The organism is Nitrosophilus alvini, from assembly GCF_015100395.1.
Classification (GTDB): Bacteria; Campylobacterota; Campylobacteria; order Campylobacterales; family Nitratiruptoraceae; genus Nitrosophilus; species Nitrosophilus alvini.
Genome location: NZ_AP022847.1, coordinates 1,053,703 through 1,079,906, shown reverse-complemented (window position 1 = coordinate 1,079,906; position 26,204 = coordinate 1,053,703). Strand labels below are relative to the sequence as shown.

Sequence of the window (26,204 nt, the reverse complement as noted above, 5' to 3'; positions counted from 1 at the left end):
TTAAAATCTATATGCAAGTCCCACAGAGAGAACAGGCCACCATCTGTAATCTTCTATATCGTCGTTAAGCCTGGATTCTTCAACACTCACGTCATATTGAAGCTGTGCACACTCTGCCGAGGTGAGTCCCGGTCCGCAGACTGCGGTTAGATTGACTTTTGGTTTGCCCTGATACATAGCGCCTGCTTTTGCCGTAAAAAATATATTTCCCTCTTTAAATAAAGAGCTATCATACCCTATCCCTATATAAGGAGCGAATTTGTTTAGGTCGCTTTCTCCGTTTACGTAACCAATATCTGAAGCGTTGTATGTATTTCCGTTAAAGGTGTATGTTCCTGCACTTGGCGTAGCGTCAAATTTGAATTTGTTACCATTATAATATCCGCCCCCACTTAAGTAAAAACCTCCTGAAAAGGGATGATAATCGAGTGTTAATCCGACTCCCAGAAGTCTTAAATCGACATCATAATCTACATTGTCAACGGTTGTGGAGTAGTCGTATTTAAATCCGCCTGCACTCAATTTAACTGAAATCTTTTCGCCCACTTTCTTTTGATAGTCGAGTACCACTCCCATAGTGCCGGCCTGTATACCGACAGAAGTATCTTTTGTCAACCACTCTTCGGCTACAGCAAGATTGGCTGTAGCGGCAATTAATGCTATAGATATTAGTTTTTTTCTCATGGTAATCCTTTAAAAATATTTGGTTTGTCACACTTTTATTACAAGATTATAGGAGCAGTTTACTTAAGAAAAAATTATAATGTAAAGAAAACAAAAAAATTTGTTTAAGATCAATTATTATTGTTTAGTAGTTGCTATTTATATGCTAAAATATTTTATTATTGTGTTATATAAATTAAAGGAGAAGAGATGAGAGCTTTAAAAAGAGTGCTTGTAGGAATAGATCCCTTTTCGGATTATGAAGATATATTAAAAAGGGCTCTCATGATCGCAAAAAGTAATGGAGCTGTTCTGTATATTGTATGTGCAGTTAAAGTTCCCTGGTTGGAATTGCCGATATTTGAGAATAAAGAGATACTCAACAAAGAGATTCTGAAACAAGAAGTTGAAGAGAGACTGGAAAAACTTGAAAATAGTGCCGAAATCACATCTGCCATTGTAGTAGAAGAGGGCAATCCGGATGAGGTGATACTGCATGCAGCAGTGCAGGAGAGTGCAGATATGATTATTATGGGAACTAACAGGGAGTATAAAGTTTCAAAAAATATAATAGGAAGCACTGTGCAAAAGGTTGTTCACAAAAGCAGGCTTCCTGTTTTAATTGTGAAAAATAACGCTGATAAAAAATATAAAAATATTCTTGCACCGACTGATTTTGAAGAGGAATCAAAAAAAAGTATACTGTTTGCCAAAGAGATTTTTCCTGATGCCGATATAAAACTCCTTCATGTTTATGAGACATTAAGTGAGATAGCTTTGCACTTTTACTCTCTAAAAGACAAAGAGATTGAAGAGTACAACAAACTGGTGGCACATTATGCAAAAAATGAGATGGAAAAGTTTTTAAAAGAGGTTGGCTTGGAACAAGGAGAAGTGATTGACGGAAACAATACCCCAAAGAAGGTGCTTATAGATTATATAACCAAATGCGGTAATGATCTTACGGTAATAGGTTCAAAAGGGACGGCGGGTATAAATAAACTTTTAGGCAGTATGGCGCTTTATATAATGCGAGAATCACCTACAGATGTTTTGGTATATGTTTCATAACCGGTCTATTTTATTGAGTTGTTGTACTCTTTATAAAACTCCTCGAACTGTTTTGCAGGCAGAGGTCTGGAAAAAAAATATCCTTGCGCTATATCGCAGTTTATCTCTTTTAAAAAATCAAACTGTTCTTTTGTTTCCACTCCTTCTGCTATGGTTTTCTTTCCCAGACTTTTGGAGAGCGATATTATCGCTTTAGTTATGCTTGTATCATCTTCATCTGTAGGGAGATGTTTGATAAAAGTTTGATCAATCTTAAGTGCATGTACGGGCAGTTTTTTGAGATAATAGAGTGACGAATAACCTGTACCGAAATCGTCAATGGCGGATTTTATTCCGTATTCTTTTAAAAGTTGAAGACCTTTTTCAACCTTATCTATATTCTCCATAATTAGTGACTCTGTTATTTCAACGTGTAAAAGTTTTGGATTGATTCTGTTTTTTGCAACTATTTCTATCAAGTCTGAAAAGAAATTGTTATTTCTGGAAATCTGCTTGGCAGAAATATTTATTGAAACTGCGATAGGAATTTCAAGTTTTTGTTTTTGCCAAACAAGAATTTGTCTACACGCCTCCTCTATTACCCAAAGACCTATCTCTTCTATTAGATAGGACTCTTCTAGAATCGGAATAAACTGAGCAGGACTCACTAGACCTTTTTTTGGATGTCTCCATCTTATTAATGCCTCTGCACAGCAAATTTTCATTTTTACCAGATCGATTTGAGGCTGATAAAATAGTTCAAATTCACGGTTTTTGATAGCCTTTTTCAACTCATTTTGAAATCTTATTTTAGATTGTGCCATTGTATTCATCTCTTCGGAATAGAAGATATAAGTATTTCCGCCATGATTTTTGGCTGCATTGAGTGCAGTTTCGGCTATTGTTCTTAGATCATCGGCATTATGTGCATCTTTGGGAAAAAGCGAGACGCCGATGCTTAAAGTTATAAAAAGTTCTTCACCGTTTATTTCAATAGGGGTTGATGATAGTTTGTTGATTTTTTTGATAAAACGGATTATCTCCTCTTTGTTTTTTATATTGAAAAAGATAAGTGCAAACTCATCGCTACCGTAACGTGAAAGAATATCTTGTGGACGGATAATCTGTTTTAGATGTTCCGCAACTTTTAAAATAACTTTGTCGCCAAAACCGTAGCCGTAAGTGTCGTTTATCAGTTTAAACTGATCGATATCAATTAATACTACTGCAAATACCTCTTTTTGAAAATTTGCGCTATAGACTGCAGTTTCAAGTCTCTCTTCATAAAAATGGCGGTTTGGCAAGCGGGTTAAAAGATCGAAATTTGTAAGAAATTCTAAATGTTTTCTATTTTCTATTGTTGTAATTGCATAAGATATATCATCGGCTATCTCTTTAAACAGGTGTATCTCTTCATTACCGAAGGAGTCCACTTCATTTGAATAGATTTTGAGGATAGCGCGAATTTCTGTACCCTTATAGAGAGGAATTCCAACCTGTTCTTTTTCATGCCATATAGGTATAGTCAGCTTTTCATGGACGAATTTACCGTTTCCTGTTTGTGTTTTTGTATCATAGCCTTTAGTTTTGAGCTTTTCAATAATCTCTTTAATGTTTTCTTCTTCGGACAATTCACTCTCAGTTCCGCTCTCTTCATAAAAAAAAGCCATTTTTGAGTAGGCAACAGGATTGATAAACTCTTCATCTTCTATCTCCGCAAGCCAGGCAAATTTAAATCCTCCCTCTTCGACTATTATGCGACATATTGCCTGATAGAGCTCATCTTTTTTGGTAGAACGGATTATCTGTTCGTTAACAGCGCTTAAAACACGATATAATCGATTTAAACGGGAGAGCTTTTTCTGTATGGATAGACGATCTTTTATATCTCGCACTATTTTAACTATATAGTTTTCATCATCTAGTTCAAACTTTGCGTAAGTTACTTCAACCGGTTGATATTCGCCACTTTCTTGATTGACAATATATAGTTCCGGAATCAGTCCATACCGCTCTTTTTTAGCTTTTTCAAGGGATGTTTTAATAATTTTTTGAAATTCGGCCGGATGAAGTGTAAATATATCTTTTCCTATCAGATTTTTACGCTTTCTAGCGGTAAACTCTTCTATTCGGTGATTAACTTCAACTATTTTGAAAGTATCAGCGTCTATAACGACAACGCCGTCACGCATAGCATCAATAACGGTACTGTATTTGCGATAAAGTTTTTCGAATCTTTTTTTGTCTTCATGAAAATATGTTTCCATAAAAAGATTTGTATCTAACAGAAGCATTTTGTTCAAAACAGCCGTTACCGCACCCATGCGACCTTTAAAATATGGCTCTATTGCCGAAACAAGCGTACTGTAATATTCGGCGAATGCAGCTATATAACATTTTGGTTTTATATCTGCATGATAAAATATATATCCGATTTCCACACGGCTTTTGGCGTATTCTATATCGTATGGACCTTTGAGCATACGAGCAAAATAATCTTCTTGTTTAACATTTAGCTCTTTTTTTATACGATCGTAAGTTTTAGAAGATATCATCAATTTGAGTGTGTCTAAAAATGAGTATTTTACTTTATCTCTAATTTTGTCATATACTGAAAAAATCTCTTTTAAAAGATCTTTTTCCTTTTCTCCGATATGTAATGCTTCAAGTCGTCTCTGTATCTCTGCACTGTCGATTTTCAACTCTTTCATAATCACAACGTCTCCCTGGAGATTTAAACCGTAAAATTATAGGTTTAAACTAATGATTATTAGAAAATTGTAGCGTTTTAGTATTTTAAAAAATTTAAATATTGAGTCTTAATATTCCTTATTCTATAAACTATGTCTATAAATTATATATTTGCAATCTTTATAACAATTTTTATTTATTGTTATGATAAAGAGAATACAGTTTTTTCAGTCTAAAAAGATAATATGAGGATTCAATTTAAGAATAATCTGAAATTACACGACTGAAATCTTTCTTGATTTTAAATATGTTAAAATTAACTTATCAAAAATGCAGAGCGCAATATTTTTAAGAGGTGTCCCATTTTAAAAGATATCGTATTTATTATACTGGCTGCAGTCTTTATATATCTTGGCCTTTCAACGATTATTTACAATCCCGAATATATAGGCAGTGTAGGATATGAATTTGCCCGTGTAAACAGAGAATATTTCGGATATATCTCTTTTGTATATCTTTTTGCCCTGTTGCTGCCTCTTTATAAAATATATTCAAACTCCAAAGAAGTGAAAGAGGTATTTGAGACCGCCCTTTCATCTATGCTGCTTCTGCTTTCTCTTCTGATTTTACAGGCACTTCTTGTAGACGGTGAGTTTGCCGGGAAAATCGGCAGCAGTGTGGTTGTTTTTTTAAAACCGTATCTGGGAAGTGCGGGAGTATGGATATTTTGGCTTGTGACTTTCATTATCTCACTGGCAATCTTTTTCGATAAGAGGCTTGAAGAGTTTTTTAAAGATAAATTTTCAAAAAGCAATCCTTTACTTTTAAGACCATCTAAAAAAGTAAAAAAAGAGAAAACTTCTTTGCCTGCTAAAGAGGTTTTGTCATATGAAGAAAGTGTAAGAATCCCGCAAGAAAGTGTTGCCCCGGAAAATTTGCATAGCACCCGAATGGAGACAAAAGAAACTGAAAAAGCTCAGGAGAATCAAAATCTCGACGAACCTGTTACGCTTGACGAATCATCAAAAAAAGAGCAAAAAAGGTCGCTTATAACAGAAATAGTGGATGAGTTGGAAGAGAATAAAAAGCTTTTGGAAACCATAGAAAAAGGTGAACTTGAAAAACCTAAAGATTTCAGACTTCCCTCAACTTCCTTGCTGCAGAGACCTCCAAAAAGAAAAAATGAAATAAATGAATCGGAAATTGATGAAAAGATAAAAGAGCTTATCGAAAAACTCCAGAAGTTTAAAATAGAAGGAGATGTGGTCAGAACATACACCGGTCCCGTAGTAACGACTTTTGAGTTCAAGCCTGCACCACATATAAAAGTATCCAAAATATTAAATCTCCAAGATGACCTTGCAATGGCTCTAAAAGCCCAGACTATCAGGATACAGGCTCCGGTACCCGGCAAAGATGTGGTCGGTATAGAGATACCGAACAAGAAATTTGAAACCATATATTTAAGAGAGATACTAGAAGACGAACTTTTTGCAAAAGCGGCTTCACCTCTTACTATTGCTCTTGGTAAAGATATAGTGGGCAAACCGTTTGTAACTGACCTGAAAAAACTCCCGCATCTGCTTATAGCTGGAACTACCGGAAGCGGAAAGAGTGTAGGGATAAACTCTATAATTGTCAGTCTTCTTTATAGAAATTCACCCGAGAATCTGAGACTACTGATGATAGATCCGAAAATGCTGGAGTTTTCCATATATAACGATATTCCGCATCTATTAACACCAGTGATTACTAAGTCGAAGCAGGCAGTTGTTGCACTTAACAATATGGTATCGGAAATGGAGAGGCGATACCATATGATGAGCCAGACAAAGACGAAAAATATAGAAGGGTATAACAAAAAGGCAAAAAAAGAGGGGATGCCCATACTTCCGTATATAATTGTAACTATTGATGAGCTGGCAGATTTGATGATGACCAGCGGAAAAGAGGTGGAATTCTCCATTGCAAGACTTGCCCAGATGGCAAGAGCTGCGGGAATACATCTCATAGTTGCTACTCAGAGGCCAAGTGTTGATGTTGTTACCGGGCTTATCAAAGCAAATCTTCCTTCGAGAATAAGTTTCAAAGTCGGACAGAAAATCGACTCGAAAGTTATCCTTGACAGTATCGGAGCCGAAAGTCTGCTTGGACGCGGAGATATGCTCTTTACGCCTCCGGGAGCCACAGGCCTTATCAGGCTTCATGCCCCTTGGATTAGTGAAAATGAAGTTGAAAAGGTCGTAGAATTTCTAAAATCCCAAAAAGCACCAGAATATGATGAAAAATTTCTATTAGAAGAGAACAGTACATCAGGTTCTGTTGAAGGTGCAGGTGGCGAAGAGCTTGACGAGCTTTTTGAAGAGGCGAGAGATATAGTACTAAAAGAGAGAAAAACATCTATAAGCTATCTGCAAAGAAGACTGCAAATAGGCTACAACAGAGCTGCTAGAATAGTCGAACAGCTTGAACAGATCGGCGTTCTTTCTCCTCCAAATGCCAAAGGAAACAGAGATATTCTTGTTTGATGGGTATTGGTGGTATAATAGGGCAGAAGAGAAATTTTGATTAACGGGAGCCCTGAAAAATCGCCATGGAACTGGAGTTTGCAAAAGGTCTGAGCATTTCTGTTCTTCTTGGATTTATGATCGGTCTTCAAAGGGAAGTACAGGTATATCACGAAAAGTCGCAGGAATTTGCAGGAGCCAGAACTTTTGCAATAATCGCTTTGATAGGATATCTTAGTGCCTATCTGACTCAATACTCCCAGTGGCTTATGCCTCTTCTTCTTTTCGGATTTGTCATATTTCTTGCTTTGGGGTATATAAAAAATATAAAAATTACAAAAGATATTGGTACAACTACCGAATTTGCAGCAGTGGCTACTTTCCTAATAGCAGCACTTATCTATTTTAAAAATTATGAGATGGGTGTTTTTGCAGGAATTTTACTTCTTTTTCTTCTGGAACTGAAAGCCAGAGTAAGAGTAGTAAAAGGGCGAATAAGCAGAAAAGATATAGATGCTGCCGTTCTGTTTTTTATAATGACCTTCGTTGTTTTGCCGGTTTTGCCAAACAGACCTGTTGATCCGTTCGGTGTAATAAATCTGTATAAAATCTGGCTTATGGTTGTTTTGATTGTGGGGATATCTTTTGCCGGATATATAAGTGTTAAAAGTATCGGTTTGCAAAAAGGATTGCTGGTTACAGGATTTTTCGGCGGCATTGTATCCTCAACAGCTGTAGCAATAACACTTTCAAAGAAAGCAGTAGCTGACGAAAATATCTTAAAGTATCTTACTGTTGCCATAGGTCTTGCGTCAAGTACAATGTTTTTTAGAGTAGTAATCGAAGTTCTTTTTGTAAATGAGGCTCTTTTAAAACATGTATTGATGCCTTTTATTGGAGCTACAATAGCGGGGTATATCTATCTTTTTGTTGTATATAAAAAGAGCAGCTCCGTTGTCACTGTTCCTGCCGATTTTGGATTTAAAAATCCGCTTGAACTCAAAGAGGCCGTAAAAGTAGGTGTTTTATTCGGCATAGTTTTCGGGGCTATACATGTTGTTTATGAAAAATTTGGCGAAACAGGTATTTATGCACTATCTGTTATATCCGGTTTGACAGATGTGGATGCTATAACACTTTCTCTTGCAAGTATGAGCAGATCTGAAAACCTGACGGAGTATGCCGCATCACTGGGAATCATACTAGCATCAGTTTCAAACTCTTTGACAAAGCTCTTTATAGTCTACTTTCTTGGAGGCAGAAAACTTGGGCTATATATGGCCGGATTTTATATATTATCTCTTGCCGTTTTGGTTCTATTACTTTTTTTAAACAATTTCTTTTGAAACATTTATGTAACCTTATTACACATAAGCTAAATTTACCGTTACTTAAAGTAACTGTTTTGTGTATGCAAAGGGCTCTTTTGATAAAATTCATATATCGGTTACTGTAGCTTTTTGCAGTAACAAAACCTCATAAGGAGTTTAAATGGGATTTATAGAAGAGTATAAAAAACATGTGGAAGAGAGAAAAAAGCTGGGAGTTCCGCCACTTCCTTTGAATGCCGAGCAGGTAGCAGAAGTGATTGAACTTTTAAAGCAGATACCAATTATAGAAGAAGAGTTGTTGATGGATCTTCTTTTAAACAGAGTACCGCCCGGCGTTGATGATGCTGCGTATGTAAAAGCTGCATTTTTGAATGATATTGTTCAGGGCAAAGCCGAATCGGCTGCGATAAGCCCGAAGCGTGCAGTAGAGATTTTGGGTACTATGCTTGGAGGTTTTAACGTAAAACCTCTTATTGACGCTTTGAACCATAAAGATGAGGAAGTAGCACAGACGGCTGCGAATATGCTTAAAAATATCTTACTTGTTTATGATGCATTTAATGATGTTGTTGAACTTGCAAAATCAAACAAGTTTGCCAAAGAGGTTTTAGAGTCCTGGGCAAATGCCGAATGGTTCCTGAACAGAGAACCGCTTCCTGAAAAACTTGTAGTAACGGTTTTCAAAGTTCCGGGAGAGACAAACACAGACGATCTTTCTCCTGCAAGTGAAGCTTTTACAAGAAGCGATATACCACTGCATGCTCAGAGTATGCTAAAAGCTAAAATGCCGGATGCTCAGCAAACCATCGAAGAGTTGAAGAAAAAAGGACATCCTGTTGCATTTGTTGGTGATGTAGTGGGAACAGGAAGTTCCAGAAAATCCGGAATCAACTCTGTTCAGTGGTGGATAGGCGAAGATATTCCTCACGTTCCGAATAAAAGAACGGGCGGGGTTATCATAGGTGGTATCATAGCTCCTATTTTCTTCAATACTGCAGAAGACAGCGGAGCGCTTCCTATAGAAGCTCCTGTTGAAAATCTTGAAACAGGAGATGTGATAGAAATTTATCCGTATGAGGGTAAAATTGTTAAAAACGGTGAAGTTGTAAGCGAGTTTAAGTTAAAACCGAATACACTGCCGGATGAGTATAGAGCAGGCGGTAGAATACCTCTTATTATAGGAAGAGGTTTAACAAGAAAAGCCAGAGCCGCTTTGGGACTTCCTGAAGAAAACATTTTTGCAAGACCTGAACAGCCAGAAGGAAAAGAGGGTGTAGGCTATACTCTTGCACAGAAAATGGTAGGACGTGCATGCGGTATGGAAGGTGTTAGACCAGGTATGTATATAGAGCCTGAAACTCTGACTGTCGGTAGCCAAGACACTACAGGGGCTATGACAAGAGACGAGATAAAAGAGCTTGCGGCATTGAGTTTCGGTGCAGACTTCGTTCTGCAGTCTTTTTGTCACACAGCAGCTTATCCAAAACCTGCCGATATAAAACTTCAACATACTTTACCGGAATTCATAACTTCAAGAGGCGGTGTGAGTTTGAAACCGGGTGACGGGGTTATACACTCATGGTTAAACAGATTTGTTTTGCCTGATACTGTAGGTACCGGTGCCGATTCTCATACTAGATTTCCTATAGGTATCTCTTTCCCTGCAGGGTCCGGACTTGTTGCCTTCGCTGCGGTTACAGGAACGATGCCTCTTAATATGCCTGAATCTGTTCTTGTAAAATTCAAAGGAGAACTTCAGCCCGGAATTACCCTTAGAGACCTTGTTAACGCAATTCCATATTTTGCTATTAAACAGGGACTTTTGACTGTTGAGAAAAAAGGGAAGAAAAATATATTTGCTGGACGTGTTTTAGAGATAGAAGGGCTGCCTTTTCTAAAATGTGAGCAGGCATTTGAGCTCTCCGATGCGTCTGCGGAAAGAAGTGCGGCGGCATGTACCGTAAGACTTGACAAAGAGCCTGTTATTGAATATCTCAAATCGAACATTACGCTTATAGAAAAGATGATAGAAGCCGGATATGAAGATAAAAGAACACTTCAAAGAAGAAAAGAGAAGATGGAACAGTGGCTTGAAAATCCTGTACTTCTTGAGCCGGATGAAAATGCGGAATATGCTGCGGTTATTGAGATAGATCTAAATGAAATTACAGAACCTATAGTTGCGTGTCCGAATGATCCGGATGATGTTGCAACACTTAGTGAGGTGCTTGCCGATCCTAACAGACCGCATAAAATCGATGAAGTGTTTGTAGGTAGCTGTATGACAAATATCGGTCACTACAGAGCGCTTGCCGAAGTTCTTAAAGGAGAAGGACAGGTTCCAACAAGACTCTGGATAGCACCTCCTACAAAAATGGATGAAGAGAAACTCAGAGAAGAGGGGTATTACTCTGTTTTTGCGGCTGCAGGAGCGAGAATGGAGTTGCCAGGATGTAGCCTCTGTATGGGTAACCAGGCAAGAGTGAGAGACGGTGCAATAGTCTTCTCTACTTCTACAAGAAACTTTGACAACAGACTTGGAACCGGTGCAAAAGTCTATCTAGGAAGTGCAGAGCTTGCTGCTGTTACGGCTATGCTTGGAAGGATACCGACTAAAGAAGAGTATCTTGATATTGTTCCGAAAAAGCTTGCAGGCAAAGAAGAAGAGGTCTATTCATACCTTAATTTCAATGAGCTTGAAAAAGAGCTTCTTGATGAAATGATTCACAAATATCTATAATATAATCTCCCGCATTCGCGGGAGATTATTGATATATCACATCAAACGTCGGATCGATTCTGTATTCGAAAATTTTTTCATCTATATCAATGTTTTTTTTGGGATTTAAGAAGACTATTTCAACACTGTTTCCCAGCTTGTCTTCAAACTCTATTTTTTTAAGATTGCCGCTCTCATCGGTAAAGATTTCAAATTTCTGTTCATTATAACTGGCTTGATATCTGTTTTTGTCGATTTTCTTGGCGTTTTGTAAAATCTCTATAATATTGATAGCTTCTCTGAGTCTGCTTATTGTAACCTGTTCCAGTTCCGGTTCTATAATTACAACTTCATTTCTAAGTATATAAATCTCTTTTTTCAGAGGCTGTTTGTATATCCATAGAACTTTCATAGGTTTTTTGAAATAGAGTTTTCCTTTATATTCTATTATTTTTCCGCTTTCATCTTTTACCTTTTGAGAAAAGTCGCTTTTGAAAGTAAAAATATTAAGTGAAGCGAAGAGAAAATTCGCAAAGAGTATAATAAATAGAAAATATTTCATATTTTTGCCTTTATAATTGTTTAGATAATTCAAATCATAAATGAATTTTATTAAAGATGGATTAAAATTGTGATAAAATCTCATCCAGTATTTACATAGTCAAAGGAATTTTATGATCAAAGGCGTTTTGCAAAAAGTTTTCGGTACGAAAAACGAAAGAGAGCTAAAAAGATACCAAAAAGTTGTAAATCAGATCAACGCCCTGGAACCAAAATATGAAAAACTGACGGATGAAGAGTTAAAACAGGCTTTTTCTGAATTGAGAGAAAAGGTAAAAAACGGCGAAGCCAAAATGGATGATGTTTTAAAAGACTCTTTTGCAATTACGAGAGAGGCGAGCAAAAGAGTTCTCGGTATGAGGCATTACGATGTGCAGCTGATTGGAGGTATGGTCCTTCATGAAGGGAAGATAGCAGAGATGAAAACAGGGGAGGGTAAAACACTTGTTGCAACTCTGGCTGTTGTGCTGAATGCTATGACTGGTAAGGGTGTTCATGTGGTAACGGTCAACGACTATCTTGCCAGGCGTGACGCTCATGATATGGGAAAACTTTATAACTTTTTAGGATATAGCGTAGGTGTTGTTACAAGTGATATTCATGATGATTTTGAAAGAAAGAAGCAGTATGCGGCAGATATCACATACGGTACCAATAATGAGTTCGGATTTGACTATCTAAGAGACAATATGAAATATTCTCTCGAAGAGATCGTGCAAAGAGGACACAACTATGCGATAGTAGATGAAGTGGACTCTATACTTATAGATGAAGCGAGAACACCTCTGGTAATTTCAGGTCCTACAAACAGAAAACTGGATAACTATATAAAAGCCAATGAAGTTGCCAAACAGTTGATAAAAGATGAGGATTTTACAGTTGATGAAAAAAACCGGGTAATTATGATTACCGAAAAAGGTATAGAAAAAGCCGAGAAACTTTTTGGTGTAGACAATTTGTACAAACTTGAAAATGCAATACTTGCGCACCATCTTGATCAGGCTCTTAAAGCAAACTATCTATTTCAGAAAGATGTTGATTATGTGGTAAAAGACGGTGAAATCGTCATAGTTGACGAATTTACCGGAAGACTCAGTGAAGGAAGACGTTTCAGCGAAGGACTTCATCAGGCTCTCGAGGCAAAAGAGGGTGTGGAGATAAAAGAGGAGTCCCAGACACTAGCCGATATTACATTCCAGAACTATTTCAGGCTTTACAAAAAACTTGCCGGTATGACGGGTACCGCTCAGACTGAAGCTACAGAATTTGCTCAGATATACAACCTTGATGTTATATCTATCCCTACAAACAGACCTGTTATCAGAAAAGATATGGATGATCTTATATATAAAACGGAAAAAGAGAAATATGAAGCGGTAGTTAGGAAGATAAAAGAACTTCACAAGAAAGGGCAGCCTGTTCTTGTTGGAACAACTTCTATAGAAAAAAACGAACTGCTTCACAAACTTCTAAAAAAAGAGAAGATTCCTCATTCTGTTCTTAATGCAAAACAGCATGAAAAAGAGGCAGAGATCATTAAAAATGCCGGTAAAAAAGGAGCTGTGACCGTTGCAACAAACATGGCGGGACGCGGTGTAGATATAAAAATAGATGAGGAAGTAAAAGCTCTTGGCGGTCTTTTTATACTGGGAACCGAGAGACATGAATCCAGAAGGATAGACAATCAGCTAAGGGGCCGTGCCGGAAGACAGGGAGATCCAGGTGCCAGTCAGTTTTTCCTGAGCCTTGAAGACAACTTGCTCAGGATATTCGGCGGTGACAGGATAAAAAACATTATGAACAGGCTTGGAATCGAAGAGGGTGAACATATCGAATCCAAAATGGTGACAAGAGCCGTTGAAAAAGCTCAGAAAAAAGTGGAAAATCTCCATTTTGAATCGAGAAAACATATACTTGAATATGACGATGTGGCAAATGAACAGAGAAAGACTATATACACTTTTAGACAGGAGCTTTTAAACCCAGAGTTTGATATCGACAGTAAAATCAGAGCCAACAGAGAGGAGTATGTAGAAAATCTTCTCGCAAGATGCGAGATATTCCCGGGAATGCCAAAAGAGGACTACAATCTTGAAAAAGTGATCTCTATACTCAGAGAAGAGATGCACTCTATTTTTTCTCAGGATGAACTAAAAGATAAAGATTATGAAGATATCAAAGAGTATATACTAAAAAAACTTACCGAAGAGTACGATAAAAAGATGTCCGTAGTAGATGAAAAACAGAGACGTGAGATAGAGAGGATACTATATCTTCAGGTTCTTGACAGTGCCTGGAGAGATCATCTTTATCAGATGGATATTTTAAAGACAGGAATCGGACTCAGAGGTTACAACCAAAAAGATCCTCTGGTAGAGTATAAAAAAGAGAGTTATAACCTTTTTATGGAGCTTGTAAACAGTATAAAATTTGAAACACTCAAAACTCTTCATACAATTCAGCTTAGAAGCGAGGAAGAAGAAGCTGAGATAAAAGCTCTGGAAGAGCAGCTTGCCAAGATGGATGAGGAGATAAAAAGCCAGGCAGTTTTAAGTCATGGAGAAGAACAGAAAACCGTATCGGGCGTAAAGAAGAAAAAACCGGCCAGAAATGAACCTTGCCCATGCGGTAGCGGTAAAAAATACAAACATTGCTGCGGCAAGAGCGGACCTAAGAAAGGTATATTGGCTAGTTAAAGAGTGCAGCTGGTGAGAAGTTGGCTAGTCTTTGTGAAGCAAGATAAATGATGGATAAAAATTTTATTTTTTATATTGTAAAACGCTATCTTAGATTTGACAAAGAGCAGCCGTTTATATTTCTTTCCGCTCTACTCGCATTTTTGGGTATAGCTGTGGGCGTTATGGTTCTTATAGTCGCTATGGCTATAATGAACGGTTTTGACAAAGAGTTTGAGAAAAAACTCTTTACTATGAATTATCCTCTGACAATTTATCCAAAACTTCCCGGTGCTGTAAATAGTGAGCTTTTGCAAAAACTGGAAAAAAGTTTTCCTAATCTTAAATTCAGTCCCTATCTCTCATCCCAGGTTATTGTTAAAAAAGGTGATTCTATGGAGGGAGGGATACTTTTTGGTGTCGATTTTGAAAAAGAGGTGGAGATAAACGATGTTTTGCAAAAGGCTGTCAAAAACAAAAAAGTTGGCAAATTTGAAGCTATAGTAGGAGCGGAACTTTATAAAAATATGATGCTTGAAGAGAATGAAAAAGTCATTTTTATATTCACGAAAAGTGAGCCGGGCGGGCTTGTCTTAACTCCTATGATAAAAAGGTTTACAATAAAGGGATTTTTCAAATCAGGACTTATAGCATACGATAAAGCATATATATATACTACTATAGATTCACTCAAACCGATTTTGAGGACAGCAGAGGGGGAATTTAGTGGAATACATATATATTCCAAAACTCCTCAAAAAGATATAGAGAAACTTAAAAACTTTGTTCCTTCAAGTGTAGGAATTGTCGGCTGGTGGCAGCAAAACGGAAACTTTTTTGCAGCATTGCAGATGGAAAAAAGAGCACTTTTTATTGTTTTGATGCTAATTATTTTGATAGCTTCGCTGAACATAGTCAGTTCGCTTTTAATGACAGTTATGAACAGAAGAAAAGAGATAGCACTTCTTCTTTCTCTCGGTGCGTCCCGTAAAGAGGTGAAACATATATTTTTCTATCTGGGTTTCATCATAGGAGGATTTGGTGTAGCGGCTGGAGTTGCTCTCGGACTTTTTGGTATATATCTGCTAGGAACGTTTGATATAGTCTCTTTGCCGGCAGATGTGTACGGTACTTCCAAACTTCCGCTTGAACTGAGCATAATCGACTTTTGGTCTATAGTAACGGGAGCGATAGTTATTACACTCCTCTCTTCGTACTATCCGGCAAAAAAAGCTACAGAAGTAAATGTGATAGATGTTTTAAGAAACGAGTAAAACTTTAAAAAGTATACTAAAACCGTAATCTATTTAAAAAGTTTGAAGGGAAGTTCAAGAGTCCTTTTGATGATATTCAATGGGGCTTTTATAGTCTCTTCAGGAAGTTTCGACTCGATTTTCGGTTTCATAAGATCGCCTCTGATTTTTAGAACCGTGCTGATAGAGCCATCTTCTCCCAAAAGTATATAACCGGCAAGAGGGATTTTGCTTACAACTGTACTAATTCTTTTAAAAGTTTTCAATTTTAATCGCATATCGATAGTGTTTCTGTTAAGATCTAAAATTCCGGAACCTTCGATATTGGTACTTGAACCTTCAAATTTCAAAGAATCTATATATAAGACTTTGTTGACTAACCTGAAGTTCATAACCCCCTTTTTTACCTTGAAACCGTGTTGACTATATCCGGGATCAGAAAAAGTTATGAGTGCAGGTACGGTATTTAGAAATGCAAGAATATTATTTAAAAGGGCAAAATCTTTCAAAACCGCATTGTAAAAAGTTATTTTTCCGGTTAGATTTTTTGTGTTGCCATTTGCCTGTAAATTGTATAGTCCACCGTTTATACCATAAAAGTCAATAAATCTACTGACAAGCTCTTCTTTGAGATTTGAACCTGTTATTTTGAAATTTTTTGTTGTTCCTGTCAAAATAACTTTACCGCTTTTGTAGGTTGAAAGAAAATCTATAAGACTTCCCTTTTTTACAAGAATATAGTTTTCACATAGAAGAAGATGATTGTCTATAATGATGTTTGAATTTTTTCCGTTTAATCTTATATTTTTAAGGGCTGAGTCAGAACCGGTATCGTTTTGATCAAACATATCAGATTTTATGTGGATATCATAATCTTTAAGTGAAATATCCAATATATCTTTATAAAAGATTTTTATTTTTTCGTTTATATCTACAGTTGCGCTTTTTTCTAGGATTTTACCTTTAAAATAGAAATCACTAACATAGGCTCCTTTAAAAGTAAGGATTTCGTTTTTTTTGACCACAAAACCATCGATATCAAAACTTTTGAAATTTTGGGTAATGATATTTAGATGGCCTCTGTCTATTTTTATGTTTTTGAGAAAATCAGAATACTGCTCTAGTTTTTTCAGTTCTTTAATATAAATATATTTTTTTTCCGGCTTCATAACCATTTTTATTCCCATATTTTTAAATAGCAAAGTTGTAGTGTTTTGATCTTTAAAATCTATCAGCAGATTTTCTTTTATATTTTTTGCATAAAGAATATCTCTTTTCAAAGAAGAGATTTTTATCTCGTCTATTCCCAAATGAAATTCGGCTTTTTTGTTATCTGTATCTATAGCACCTTTGATTGAACTTTTCAGTATATCATCCAAAGCGATTTTTGAAGGCTCAACGGTAACTTTTGTTCCATCAAGCTTAACCGTAGCATCTTCCATATAAAAATCGATACCTTTTATACTCAAAACAGAATTTCGGGTTACAAAAACGCCTTTTATTTCGGGTTTGGGTTCTCTAAACAGAATATGTATTTTTAATACAGCTTTTATCTTCCCTTTTTTCTGATAGAGAGGAAGATCCACATCGTAGGTTTTCAGCAATGAGAGTATTTCATCATCAAGAGGGCTTTCGGTTTTTATAATGATATCAATATTTGCATTGCGATAAATGATATCGTTTATCTTGACACGGCTTCCGTCGAGATTTTTATTCAGGTATCTGGGTTTTTCTATATCAAAAGAGAGAGTACTCTTTTGGTACGTTGCAGTAACTTTTTTACATATAACGGGGGGTGTTTTTTCATTGAAAAATATTTTTGTATTGTATCCGTAAGCTATACCTTCGATAGAGTCAGGAACTACAAGATATTTGAGTTTCAGGTCTATAATCGCACTTAGATATTTTAGTCTATATTTTTTTGCAACGATATTTTTATAAATCCAACTTTTTATAATCTCTTCTAGATCGAACTTTTCTACCACTTTTTTCAAATCCTCATTTTTAAAATAGCCGCTATCGATTTTGGTGAAGATTTTATTTCCTCTTTTTTTTGCTAAAATCTTTCCTTCTATACCGTATATAAAATATTTTCCTTTGAATTTAGCGTTTTCCGTTTTTAGGTCGAGTTTCAGTAGACCTTCGAAAAAAAGATCAAATCCTTTTATTTCCAGTTGAGGAATATCTGCAAAGAGAGTATGGTCAACAATATTAAGTTTTGCGGCGAAACGGTATTTGTCGGTATCTATATAAAAAACGTCATCTTTGTATAGAAAAGTAACATGATAATTTAGGAAATTGACACGTTCTATCTCTATTTTTTGAAAAATAAGCGGCAGATAATGAAAAGAGTCGATAAATTTTTCTATATCTTTTTCTCTTTTCGCATGTTTCTCTTTTTTAATATTGAGTTCTTTGATATTGACAATTAGTTTTTTATCTAGTTTCAGATACAATTGCTTTGCGTTAATAAAAGGTAATTTTATTTCGTCGATTTTTATACCTTCTGTTAGAAGGAAATAGAAAAACCCGAAAAGCAGCAAAATGGCTATAAAAAAACTTAATATTATCTTATTTATTGCAGAAATCGTTTTAGTTATCATTACAGTTCTCGTCTATTATTTGGCAAATCCTATAAATTCTTCAAAAGTTGTCTATATTCCGAAAGGCCCTATTAACAAGATTATATCATACCTTGAGGATAAAAGTTTTTCGCTTAGCGGTATAGATTCATATATAGTTAGATTTATAGGAAAACCTCAGTCTGGCTGGATAGATATCGGGCAAAAGAAGCTTTCTCGTGGAGATTTTCTCTACAAGCTTACAACTGCAAAAGCTCCGTTGATAGAGATAACGCTTATTCCAGGTGAGACAACAACTCTTTTTTTAAAAGAGGTTGCCGAAAAACTCGGTCTTTCATATGAAAAACTAAAAAACGAATTTTTTATCCAGTCTCCTTTCAAAGAGGGTGTGATACTGCCCGAAACATATCATATACCAAAAGGTATAGATGAGAAACATCTAATATACTACCTTGTAAACAATTCACTGAAAAGACATAAAGAGATAGCGAACAAAATATTTGGCAGATATGAACAGGATAAATGGTTTGGAAAGTATATAACTATTGCTTCTATTATTCAGAAAGAGGCTGCAAACGAAAAGGAGATGCCGCTGATCTCCTCCGTAATTTATAATCGTCTGAAAAAAGGAATGCCTCTGCAAATGGACGGGGCATTGAATTATGGTGACTATTCGCATACTAAAATAACAAGAAAGAGGATACAATCCGATTTGACAAGATTCAATACCTACAAATTCAAAGGACTGCCACCGTATCCTGTATGCAATGTGAGTTTGAGCGCTATAAAGGCGGCTGTTTTCCCCGCAAAAACCGAATATCTATATTTTGTAAAGTCCGGAAAAAAGAGACACAAGTTTAGTAAAACTTATAAAAATCATATCAATAACATAAAATCTGTGAAAAAATGAAACATATTTCGACAATCGAAAGAAAGTTCTGTAAAGTTTGAGAAAAAATAAACTTATAGAGTGTTACTATTAGAATGTTAATTCAGGTAGTGAAAGGGTAAAGCCTGTTAAGAGACAAGACCTTTAAAGGGTCATTAACAGGCTATAGTCTATAAGGTATATCCTAGTAGATTCAAAGTTATTAAAGAAAATAGAAAGAGGAGAAAACATGGCACAAACACCAAAAATAGTCTGGACAAAAATAGATGAAGCTCCAGCATTGGCGACATATTCGCTTTTACCTGTGGTAAAGGCTTTTGTCAAGGAAGCGGGAGTAGATATCGAACTAAGGGATATCTCTTTGGCCGGAAGAATCATAGCAGAATTTTCCGATAAACTTCCGGAAGATAAAAAACAGTCTGACGAACTTGCTTATCTGGGTGAGCTAGTTTTGAAGCCGGAAGCCAATATTGTAAAACTTCCAAATATCTCAGCATCAATTCCTCAGTTGGTAGCGGCAATTAAAGAGTTACAGTCTCAGGGATATGATATACCCGATTTCCCTGAAGAGCCAAAAACTGCTGAAGAGGTTGCTCTTAGGGAGAGATTTTCAAAGCTTCTAGGAAGTGCTGTTAACCCTGTTCTAAGACAAGGTAACTCAGACAGAAGACTTTCTGAAGCTGTTAAGCAGTATGCGAAAAAGCATCCTCATAAAATGAGAGATGTAAGCCCTGACAGTAAAAGTTATGTAGCTCATATGGATAAAAACGATTTTTACCAAAATGAGCAATCTTTCATAGCTCCGAAAGATATGAAAATCAAAATGGTTTTTGAAGGCAATGACGGAAAGGTAGAAGAGCTTAAAGAGATTGATCTTCTTGAAGGTGAAGTATTTAGTGCAGCATCTCTTAACAGATGTGAACTAAAAGAGTTTTATCAAAACGTTATAGATGATGCTAAAAAGAAAGATATTCTTTTCTCGCTACACGTGAAAGCTACCATGATGAAAATCTCTGACCCTGTTTATATCGGAGATGCTATAAGAGTCTACTATAAAGAGCTTTTTGATAAATTCGGAAAAGAGCTTGAAGAGATAGGATTTGATCCAAACAACGGTCTTGTCGATCTTGAAAACAAAATGTCCAAACTTCCTGAAGGTGTTCAAAACGAGATCAAAGAGTGCATCAATGAAATCTATAAAAAACAGCCAAGAATGTATATGGTTGATTCAGATGCAGGTATTACAAACCTTCATGCGCCAAACGACGTTATCATAGACGCCTCTATTCCGGCAGTTATCAAAAACGGACTTAAAGGATGGGGACCAAGCGGTGAAGTAGAAGATTGTGTAATTACAGTTCCGGACAGAACATATGCAAGAATGTATAAAGAGATAGTTTCTGATATCGTTAAAAACGGACAGTTTGATCCTGCAAAAGTAGGAACAGTACAAAATATCGGTCTTATGGCCAAAAAGGCTGAAGAGTACGGAAGCCATGACAAAACTTTCTTCCCTCCAAGCGACGGAGTTATCAAAGTCGTAGATGAGGAAGGTAATACACTACTTTGCCACAGCGTACACGAAGGAGACATCTATAGAGGATACAGTGCTAAAGATGATGCTATCGTTGACTGGGTAAAACTTGCGGTAAGAAGATCTAAAGAGAGCGGATATCCAATCGTATTCTGGCTTGACAGCAACAGAGCACATGATGCGAACTTGATCAAAAAAGTTGTTGATGTACTTAAGGGCGAAGATCTCAATGGAGTAGAATATCATGTAATGGCTCCAGAACAGGCTATGAAGTTTACATTGAAAAGATTTAGAAGCGGACTTGGAACAATTGCTGCTACAGGTAACGTTTTAAGAGACTACCTCACTGACCTTTTCCCGATAATTGAAGTTGGAACAAGTGCAAGAACACTATCTATCGTTCCGTTGCTAAACGGTGGTGGTGTGTTTGAAACAGGTGCAGGCGGCTCGGCTCCAAAACATGTGGAGCAGTTCTTGAAAGAGGGACACCTAAGATGGGATAGCCTTGGAGAGTTTATGGCACTTGTCGAATCATTCAAACTTGCAAATAAACAGGGCGCAAGCGATAAAGCGGTAATAATAGCCGATGCACTTGATAGAGCCGTTGGCCAGTATCTTGATAAAGACATGACTCCGAAAAGAAAAGTTGGTGAGCTGGATAACAGAGGAAGCCACTACTATCTTGCCACTTTCTGGGCAGAAGAACTGGCCAAATGCGGTGATAGCGAATTAGAAGCGATTTTTGCACCTGTTGCCAAGTCTTTAAAAGAGAATGAGCAAAAAATTCTCGACGAGATAAGAGCAGCAGAAGGGAAACCTCAGGATGTTGGCGGATATTTCCATCCAGATGACGAGAAAGCTGAAAAAGCAATGCGTCCAAGTGCCACATTCAATGCGATTATAGACTCAATATAGTTTTAATATCCTAAACTTTGTTAAATAAAGAGGAGGTCTTCTCCTCCTCTATAAAATATTAAAGAAAGGAGTGTGATGATAGAGCAAAGTAAAGTTGCGATTATCGGAGCCGGCAATGTGGGAAGTACCGTTGCATATTCATTAGCGGTGCAAGGTGTATGCCATGAAATAGTATTGCTAGACAGAGACAAAGAGAGAGCAAAAGGGAAAGCTCTTGACATGAGTCAGGCTGCAGCCGCAATCAGAAGTCATACGGTTGTAAAATCGGCGGACTCATATGAAGATATCAGAGATTCCAGAGTTGTTGTGATAACAGCAGGGAGTCCTAGAAAACCTGGAATGAGCAGAGATGATCTGCTGATGATTAATGCGGAAATAACCAAGGAAGTAGCAACAGAGGTAAAAAAAGTTGCTCCTGATGCAATATTGGTTATGGTATCAAATCCCCTTGATGCTATGACTTATGTTGCATTGAAAACAGCCGGTTTTTCTACAAAACAGGTTGTTGGAATGGCGGGAATACTCGATAGCGCCAGAATGGCACACTTTATTCATGAAAAACTGGGATTTGGTGCAGGACAGATCAGAGCAAGTGTCATAGGTGGACATGGAGACGATATGGTTCCTCTTCCCAGATACTCCACAGTAGCTGGAATACCTCTGACAGACCTTCTTTCAGAAAAAGATATCGATGATGTTGTGGAAAGAACCAGACACGGAGGAGCGGAAATAGTTGGATATCTAAAAACAGGCTCTGCATTTTACGCACCTGGAAAATCTACAGCAATAATGGTGGAGGCAATTTTAAAGGATACAAAACAGATATATCCTTGTGCAGTCTATCTTGACGGAGAATACGGCTATAGAGATATTGTAAACGGAGTTCCCGTAATGCTTGGAAAAGAGGGTGTTGAGAAGATTATCGAGGTGACTCTCAACGAAAAAGAGAAAGAGATGTTTGCAAAAAGTATTGACTCTGTTGCGAGATTGATAGAGACACTAAAGAAGAATAACTTTTTCGAGGATACGAAATGAGAGAAGTTTTATATGAAGATGTAGTGAATGCTATAAAAAACATGATTATACATACTGCTACAAATCTTCCCGAAGATGCGTTAAAAGCTTTGAAAAAGGCAAAAGAAGAAGAAAAAAGTCCTGTGGCGAAAAAAGTTCTTGAGCAGATACTACTAAATGCTGAGATTGCTAAAACAGAAGAGAAACCTCTTTGCCAGGATACCGGTTTAGCAGTATTTTTCGTTAAAGTCGGAGAAGATGTAAAAGTTGTTGGCGGAACTCTTAAAGATGCTATAAATGAAGGTACGCAGAAAGGGTACAAAGAGGGGTATTTGAGAGCTTCGACTTGCGACTGTTTTACAAGAGAAAATCTAAAAGATAAAATCGGTTACAATCTTCCTGCAGTTATACATTTTGATCTTGTTGAAGGCGATAAAATAGAGATAGAGTATGCTGCAAAAGGTGGTGGCAGCGAAAATGTAAGTCGTGCGACAGTATTGGCACCTGCCCAGGGTAAAGAGGGAGTAATCGACTTTGTTAAAAAAGTCATATCTGATGCAGGTCCAAATCCATGCCCTCCTATAATTGTAGGTATAGGTATAGGAGGAACTTTTGAAAAAGCCGCTATATCGAGCAAACATGCACTTTTCAGGGAAGTTGGCACGGAAAACCCCGATCCGGATATGAGAGAATTTGAAAAAGAGATTCTTTATGAACTTAACAAACTAGGAATTGGGGCTATGGGTATGGGCGGTACCCAGACTGTTTTAGCGGTTCACATAGAAAAAAACCCATGTCATATTGCCAGTCTGCCTGTAAGTGTCAATGTTCAGTGCCATAGCAGCAGGCATACACATATTGTTATTTAAGGTTGGTTGTATGAGTAACGTATATTATATGAAAACACCGTTAAGTGAAGATGATGTAACAAAACTGAAGGCCGGTGATATTGTCTATCTTACCGGAACAATTTATACAGCAAGAGACGCTGCTCATAAGAGGCTCGTTGATCTTATAGAGAGAAAAGAGGAGTTGCCTTTTCCTCTCGAAGGAGCAGTAATTTATTTTGTAGGACCTACTCCTCCGAAGCCTGGAGAGCCAATAGGGAGTGCAGGACCCACTACAAGCTATAGAATGGACAAATACTCTCCTACTCTTATCAAACATGGGCTCAAAGGTATGATAGGAAAAGGAAAAAGAAATGAGGAAGTAAAAGAAGCCTGCAAAAAATATAAAGCGGTCTATTTTGGTGCTACCGGTGGAGCGGGGGCGCTTCTTAGCAAGACGATTACTGAATCGGTAATCATTGCTTATGAGGAGCTTGGTCCTGAAGCTATAAGGATGCTTAAAGTAGAAAATTTCCCCGTAACTGTTATAAACGATACTTACGGTAACGATCTTTACGAAGAGGGAAGAAAAAAATACGAAGTCAAAGAGTGAGAAATTTAAAATCAAGAAAGGATAGCTATGAATATACATGAATATCAAGCTAAAGAGATATTTAGAAGCTACGGTGTACCTGTTCCGAGAGGATATGTGGCATTTACGCCTGATGAAGCTGTAAAAGCGGCAGAAGAACTTGGTGGTAACCTATGGGTTGTCAAAGCGCAGATACATGCGGGCGGCAGAGGAAAAGCCGGCGGTGTGAAGCTTGCAAGGTCTTTGGATGAAGTCAGAGAGATCGCTTTGCAACTTTTGGGAATGACCCTTGTTACGCATCAGACAGGACCGGAAGGCAAAAAAGTTGAAAAAGTATATGTGGAAGAGGGCGCAGATATACAAAAAGAGTATTATCTAGGTATGGTTCTTGACAGAGCATCTGAGATGCCAGTTATGATGGCTTCTACGGAAGGTGGTATGGAGATTGAGGAGGTAGCGGCTAAAACTCCCGAAAAGATAATTAAAGTAGCCATTGATCCTGCTATTGGATTTCAGGGTTTCCACGGAAGAAAACTGGCCTTTGGACTTGGATTGCCGAAAGAAGAGATAGGAACTTTTATAAAGTTTGCAAAAGCTCTTTATGATGTATACATGGATAAAGATGCCAATATGATAGAGATAAATCCTCTTATTAAAACAGGAAGTGGAGAATTTATAGCTCTTGATGCAAAAATGGGATTTGATGATAACGCTCTTTACAGACATCCCGATATTCAGGAGATGAGAGACCTAAGCGAAGAAGATCCTGTAGAGGTAGAGGCGGCAAAATACGGTTTGAGTTATGTTAATCTTGACGGCAATGTAGGTTGTATGGTTAACGGTGCAGGTCTTGCGATGGCTACAATGGATATAATCAAACATGAGGGCGGTGAACCGGCAAACTTCCTTGATGTGGGAGGTGGAGCGAGTCCGGAAACTGTTGCCAAAGGATTTGAACTTATACTTCAGGATAAAAACGTAAAATCTATTTTTGTCAATATATTTGGCGGGATTGTCAGATGTGACAGAGTAGCAAACGGTATACTTGAAGCTACAAAAATAACTGAAGTTAATGTTCCTGTTGTAGTCAGACTTGACGGAACAAACGCAGATATAGCGGCTGATATTTTGAAAAATGCAGGTATCAAAAATATCATTTCTGCTACAGACCTTGAAGACGGTGCCAAAAAAGCGGTTGCGGCAGCAAAAGGAGAGCTATAATGAGTATTTTGGTAAATAAAGATACAAAAGTAATAGTACAAGGCTTTACAGGAAAAGAGGGAAGTTTTCATGCTGAACAGTGTATAGAATACGGTACTAAGATAGTAGGCGGTGTAACTCCCGGAAAAGGTGGTCAGACGCATCTTGACAGACCCGTTTTTAACACCGTAGAAGAAGCGGTAAAAGAGACCGGTGCGACAGTAAGTCTTATTTTTGTTCCTCCTGCATTTACCAGTGATGCAGTGATGGAGGCTGCAGATGCGGGTATTGAGCTTGCCGTCATTATAACGGAAGGCGCGCCTGTCAAAGATATGATGTATGCAAAAGCTTATGCAACTAAAAAAGGTATGATGACAATTGGTCCCAACTGTCCGGGTATTATCACTGCGGAAGAGTGTAAGATAGGTATCATGCCTGGATTTATATTCAAAAAAGGAAATGTAGGCCTGATAAGCAAGTCAGGTACACTTACATATGAGGCTTCGAATCAAGTTGTAAAACAGGGACTTGGAATCACCACTGCAGTCGGTATAGGCGGTGACCCTATCATTGGACTAAGTTATAAGCAGCTTCTGCCTATGTTTGAAAACGATCCTGAAACGGAAGCGATCGTTATGATAGGAGAGATAGGCGGAACTCTGGAGATTGAAGCTGCTGAATATATAAAAGAGAATATTACAAAACCTGTTATAGCATTTATTGCCGGTCAGACTGCGCCTAAGGGTAAAAGAATGGGTCATGCCGGTGCTATAATCTCTGGAGGACAGGGTACGGCAAAAGAGAAGATGGATGCATTGGCGGCTGCAGGCGTTCATGTGGTTGTTTCACCGGCTGATATCGGTAAAACAGTTGCTGAAGCACTGAAAAAATGAAGAAAAGTTTTGAAGTTTTAAATATTAGATGCGAAGGATGTGCAAACACCATTGATAAAAAACTCAGGGATAAATTTCCGGATATTAAGATTGATCTTGGATGTGAGCCCAGAATAGTAACAGTTGATATTAAAAGCGAAGAGGATGAAGAGTTTTTAAAGGAAACGTTAAGAACTCTTGGTTATCCTCTAAAAGATGATAAAAAAGATTTGCTTAGCAGTACTGGAATGTTTGCAAAAAGCCTTGTTTCATGTGCTGTTGGCAAAATAACTTTGGAGAAAAAAGTTCCTAATCAAACAAAGGAGTAG

The 26,204-nt window shown here is 37.3% G+C and carries 18 protein-coding genes; 14 read left to right on the top strand and 4 right to left on the bottom strand.

Features of this window, described 5'->3' with window-relative positions:
- Positions 1-684 (bottom strand): hypothetical protein, encoded by a 684-nt coding sequence (locus EPR_RS05565; protein ID WP_200762266.1) that lies wholly within the window; start codon positions 682-684, stop codon positions 1-3.
- Between the two features lie 189 nt (positions 685-873).
- Here EPR_RS05565 and EPR_RS05560 point away from each other — a divergent pair, with 189 nt between their 5' ends.
- Positions 874-1,734 (top strand): universal stress protein, encoded by an 861-nt coding sequence (locus EPR_RS05560; RefSeq protein WP_200762265.1) that lies wholly within the window; start codon positions 874-876, stop codon positions 1,732-1,734.
- A 5-nt stretch (positions 1,735-1,739) separates the two neighbouring features.
- Here the strand turns inward: EPR_RS05560 and EPR_RS05555 are convergent, their stop codons facing one another.
- Positions 1,740-4,424 (bottom strand): EAL domain-containing protein, encoded by a 2,685-nt coding sequence (locus tag EPR_RS05555; protein WP_200762264.1) that lies wholly within the window; start codon positions 4,422-4,424, stop codon positions 1,740-1,742.
- A gap of 366 nt (positions 4,425-4,790) precedes the next feature.
- Here EPR_RS05555 and EPR_RS05550 point away from each other — a divergent pair, with 366 nt between their 5' ends.
- From EPR_RS05550 to acnB, 3 genes are all read left to right on the top strand, one after another.
- Positions 4,791-6,932 carry a DNA translocase FtsK gene (locus tag EPR_RS05550; RefSeq protein ID WP_420827472.1) on the top strand — a complete coding sequence of 714 codons (2,142 nt, stop codon included), beginning with the start codon at positions 4,791-4,793 and terminating at the stop codon, positions 6,930-6,932.
- 65 nt (positions 6,933-6,997) lie between these two features.
- Positions 6,998-8,257: an MgtC/SapB family protein gene (locus EPR_RS05545; RefSeq protein ID WP_200762263.1), complete on the top strand. Its 1,260-nt coding sequence runs from the start codon at positions 6,998-7,000 to the stop codon at positions 8,255-8,257.
- A 145-nt stretch (positions 8,258-8,402) separates the two neighbouring features.
- A complete protein-coding gene (gene acnB / locus EPR_RS05540) occupies positions 8,403-10,982 on the top strand; it encodes a bifunctional aconitate hydratase 2/2-methylisocitrate dehydratase (protein WP_200762262.1) in 2,580 nt (859 codons plus the stop codon).
- Positions 10,983-11,007: 25 nt separating this feature from the next.
- On the opposite strand, the gene lolA is transcribed toward acnB, so the two are convergent.
- The gene (lolA, locus tag EPR_RS05535; RefSeq protein ID WP_200762261.1) at positions 11,008-11,523 is read right to left on the bottom strand and encodes a LolA-like outer membrane lipoprotein chaperone; all 516 of its coding nucleotides are present in this window, start codon (positions 11,521-11,523) and stop codon (positions 11,008-11,010) included.
- A 112-nt stretch (positions 11,524-11,635) separates the two neighbouring features.
- Here lolA and secA point away from each other — a divergent pair, with 112 nt between their 5' ends.
- Together secA and EPR_RS05525 are read left to right on the top strand one after the other, a co-directional pair.
- Positions 11,636-14,218, top strand: coding sequence for a preprotein translocase subunit SecA (gene secA, locus EPR_RS05530; protein WP_234697088.1), 2,583 nt, complete (start codon positions 11,636-11,638; stop codon positions 14,216-14,218).
- Positions 14,219-14,268: 50 nt separating this feature from the next.
- Positions 14,269-15,471: an FtsX-like permease family protein gene (locus EPR_RS05525; RefSeq protein WP_200764176.1), complete on the top strand. Its 1,203-nt coding sequence runs from the start codon at positions 14,269-14,271 to the stop codon at positions 15,469-15,471.
- A 29-nt stretch (positions 15,472-15,500) separates the two neighbouring features.
- Here the strand turns inward: EPR_RS05525 and EPR_RS05520 are convergent, their stop codons facing one another.
- Positions 15,501-17,906 carry a YhdP family protein gene (locus EPR_RS05520; protein ID WP_200762260.1) on the bottom strand — a complete coding sequence of 802 codons (2,406 nt, stop codon included), beginning with the start codon at positions 17,904-17,906 and terminating at the stop codon, positions 15,501-15,503.
- 88 nt (positions 17,907-17,994) lie between these two features.
- Here EPR_RS05520 and mltG point away from each other — a divergent pair, with 88 nt between their 5' ends.
- From mltG to EPR_RS05480, 8 genes are all read left to right on the top strand, one after another.
- Entirely contained in the window at positions 17,995-18,942 is a 948-nt protein-coding gene (mltG, locus tag EPR_RS05515; protein WP_200762259.1) for an endolytic transglycosylase MltG, read from the top strand.
- A 208-nt stretch (positions 18,943-19,150) separates the two neighbouring features.
- Positions 19,151-21,370, top strand: coding sequence for an NADP-dependent isocitrate dehydrogenase (locus EPR_RS05510; protein WP_200762258.1), 2,220 nt, complete (start codon positions 19,151-19,153; stop codon positions 21,368-21,370).
- Positions 21,371-21,445: 75 nt separating this feature from the next.
- Positions 21,446-22,405 (top strand): malate dehydrogenase, encoded by a 960-nt coding sequence (mdh, locus tag EPR_RS05505; protein WP_200762257.1) that lies wholly within the window; start codon positions 21,446-21,448, stop codon positions 22,403-22,405.
- Positions 22,402-23,253, top strand: coding sequence for a fumarate hydratase (locus EPR_RS05500; RefSeq protein ID WP_200762256.1), 852 nt, complete (start codon positions 22,402-22,404; stop codon positions 23,251-23,253). Before mdh ends, EPR_RS05500 begins: the two co-directional genes overlap by 4 nt.
- Before the next feature lie 10 nt (positions 23,254-23,263).
- Positions 23,264-23,824, top strand: coding sequence for a Fe-S-containing hydro-lyase (locus tag EPR_RS05495; RefSeq protein ID WP_200762255.1), 561 nt, complete (start codon positions 23,264-23,266; stop codon positions 23,822-23,824).
- Between the two features lie 27 nt (positions 23,825-23,851).
- Complete coding sequence (gene sucC / locus EPR_RS05490) at positions 23,852-25,024, top strand: ADP-forming succinate--CoA ligase subunit beta (protein ID WP_200762254.1); 1,173 nt, start codon at positions 23,852-23,854, stop codon at positions 25,022-25,024.
- Positions 25,024-25,896, top strand: coding sequence for a succinate--CoA ligase subunit alpha (gene sucD, locus EPR_RS05485; protein WP_200762253.1), 873 nt, complete (start codon positions 25,024-25,026; stop codon positions 25,894-25,896). The genes sucC and sucD overlap by 1 nt, the downstream gene beginning before the upstream one ends.
- Entirely contained in the window at positions 25,893-26,204 is a 312-nt protein-coding gene (locus EPR_RS05480; RefSeq protein ID WP_200762252.1) for a heavy-metal-associated domain-containing protein, read from the top strand. The genes sucD and EPR_RS05480 overlap by 4 nt, the downstream gene beginning before the upstream one ends.

What these genes read in the sequence shown, in the direction of transcription:
- mdh (WP_200762257.1), top strand. Translation starts at nt 21,446, where the DNA reads ATGATAGAGCAAAGTAAAGTTGCGATTATCGGAGCCGGCAATGTGGGA.
- EPR_RS05545 (WP_200762263.1), top strand. Translation starts at nt 6,998, where the DNA reads ATGGAACTGGAGTTTGCAAAAGGTCTGAGCATTTCTGTTCTTCTTGGA.
- EPR_RS05500 (WP_200762256.1), top strand. Translation starts at nt 22,402, where the DNA reads ATGAGAGAAGTTTTATATGAAGATGTAGTGAATGCTATAAAAAACATG.
- sucD (WP_200762253.1), top strand. Translation starts at nt 25,024, where the DNA reads ATGAGTATTTTGGTAAATAAAGATACAAAAGTAATAGTACAAGGCTTT.
- EPR_RS05555 (WP_200762264.1), bottom strand. Translation starts at nt 4,424, where the DNA reads ATGAAAGAGTTGAAAATCGACAGTGCAGAGATACAGAGACGACTTGAA.
- sucC (WP_200762254.1), top strand. Translation starts at nt 23,852, where the DNA reads ATGAATATACATGAATATCAAGCTAAAGAGATATTTAGAAGCTACGGT.
- EPR_RS05525 (WP_200764176.1), top strand. Translation starts at nt 14,269, where the DNA reads ATGGATAAAAATTTTATTTTTTATATTGTAAAACGCTATCTTAGATTT.
- EPR_RS05565 (WP_200762266.1), bottom strand. Translation starts at nt 684, where the DNA reads ATGAGAAAAAAACTAATATCTATAGCATTAATTGCCGCTACAGCCAAT.
- acnB (WP_200762262.1), top strand. Translation starts at nt 8,403, where the DNA reads ATGGGATTTATAGAAGAGTATAAAAAACATGTGGAAGAGAGAAAAAAG.
- EPR_RS05495 (WP_200762255.1), top strand. Translation starts at nt 23,264, where the DNA reads ATGAGTAACGTATATTATATGAAAACACCGTTAAGTGAAGATGATGTA.
- mltG (WP_200762259.1), top strand. Translation starts at nt 17,995, where the DNA reads ATGGCTATAAAAAAACTTAATATTATCTTATTTATTGCAGAAATCGTT.
- lolA (WP_200762261.1), bottom strand. Translation starts at nt 11,523, where the DNA reads ATGAAATATTTTCTATTTATTATACTCTTTGCGAATTTTCTCTTCGCT.
- EPR_RS05480 (WP_200762252.1), top strand. Translation starts at nt 25,893, where the DNA reads ATGAAGAAAAGTTTTGAAGTTTTAAATATTAGATGCGAAGGATGTGCA.
- EPR_RS05560 (WP_200762265.1), top strand. Translation starts at nt 874, where the DNA reads ATGAGAGCTTTAAAAAGAGTGCTTGTAGGAATAGATCCCTTTTCGGAT.
- secA (WP_234697088.1), top strand. Translation starts at nt 11,636, where the DNA reads ATGATCAAAGGCGTTTTGCAAAAAGTTTTCGGTACGAAAAACGAAAGA.
- EPR_RS05510 (WP_200762258.1), top strand. Translation starts at nt 19,151, where the DNA reads ATGGCACAAACACCAAAAATAGTCTGGACAAAAATAGATGAAGCTCCA.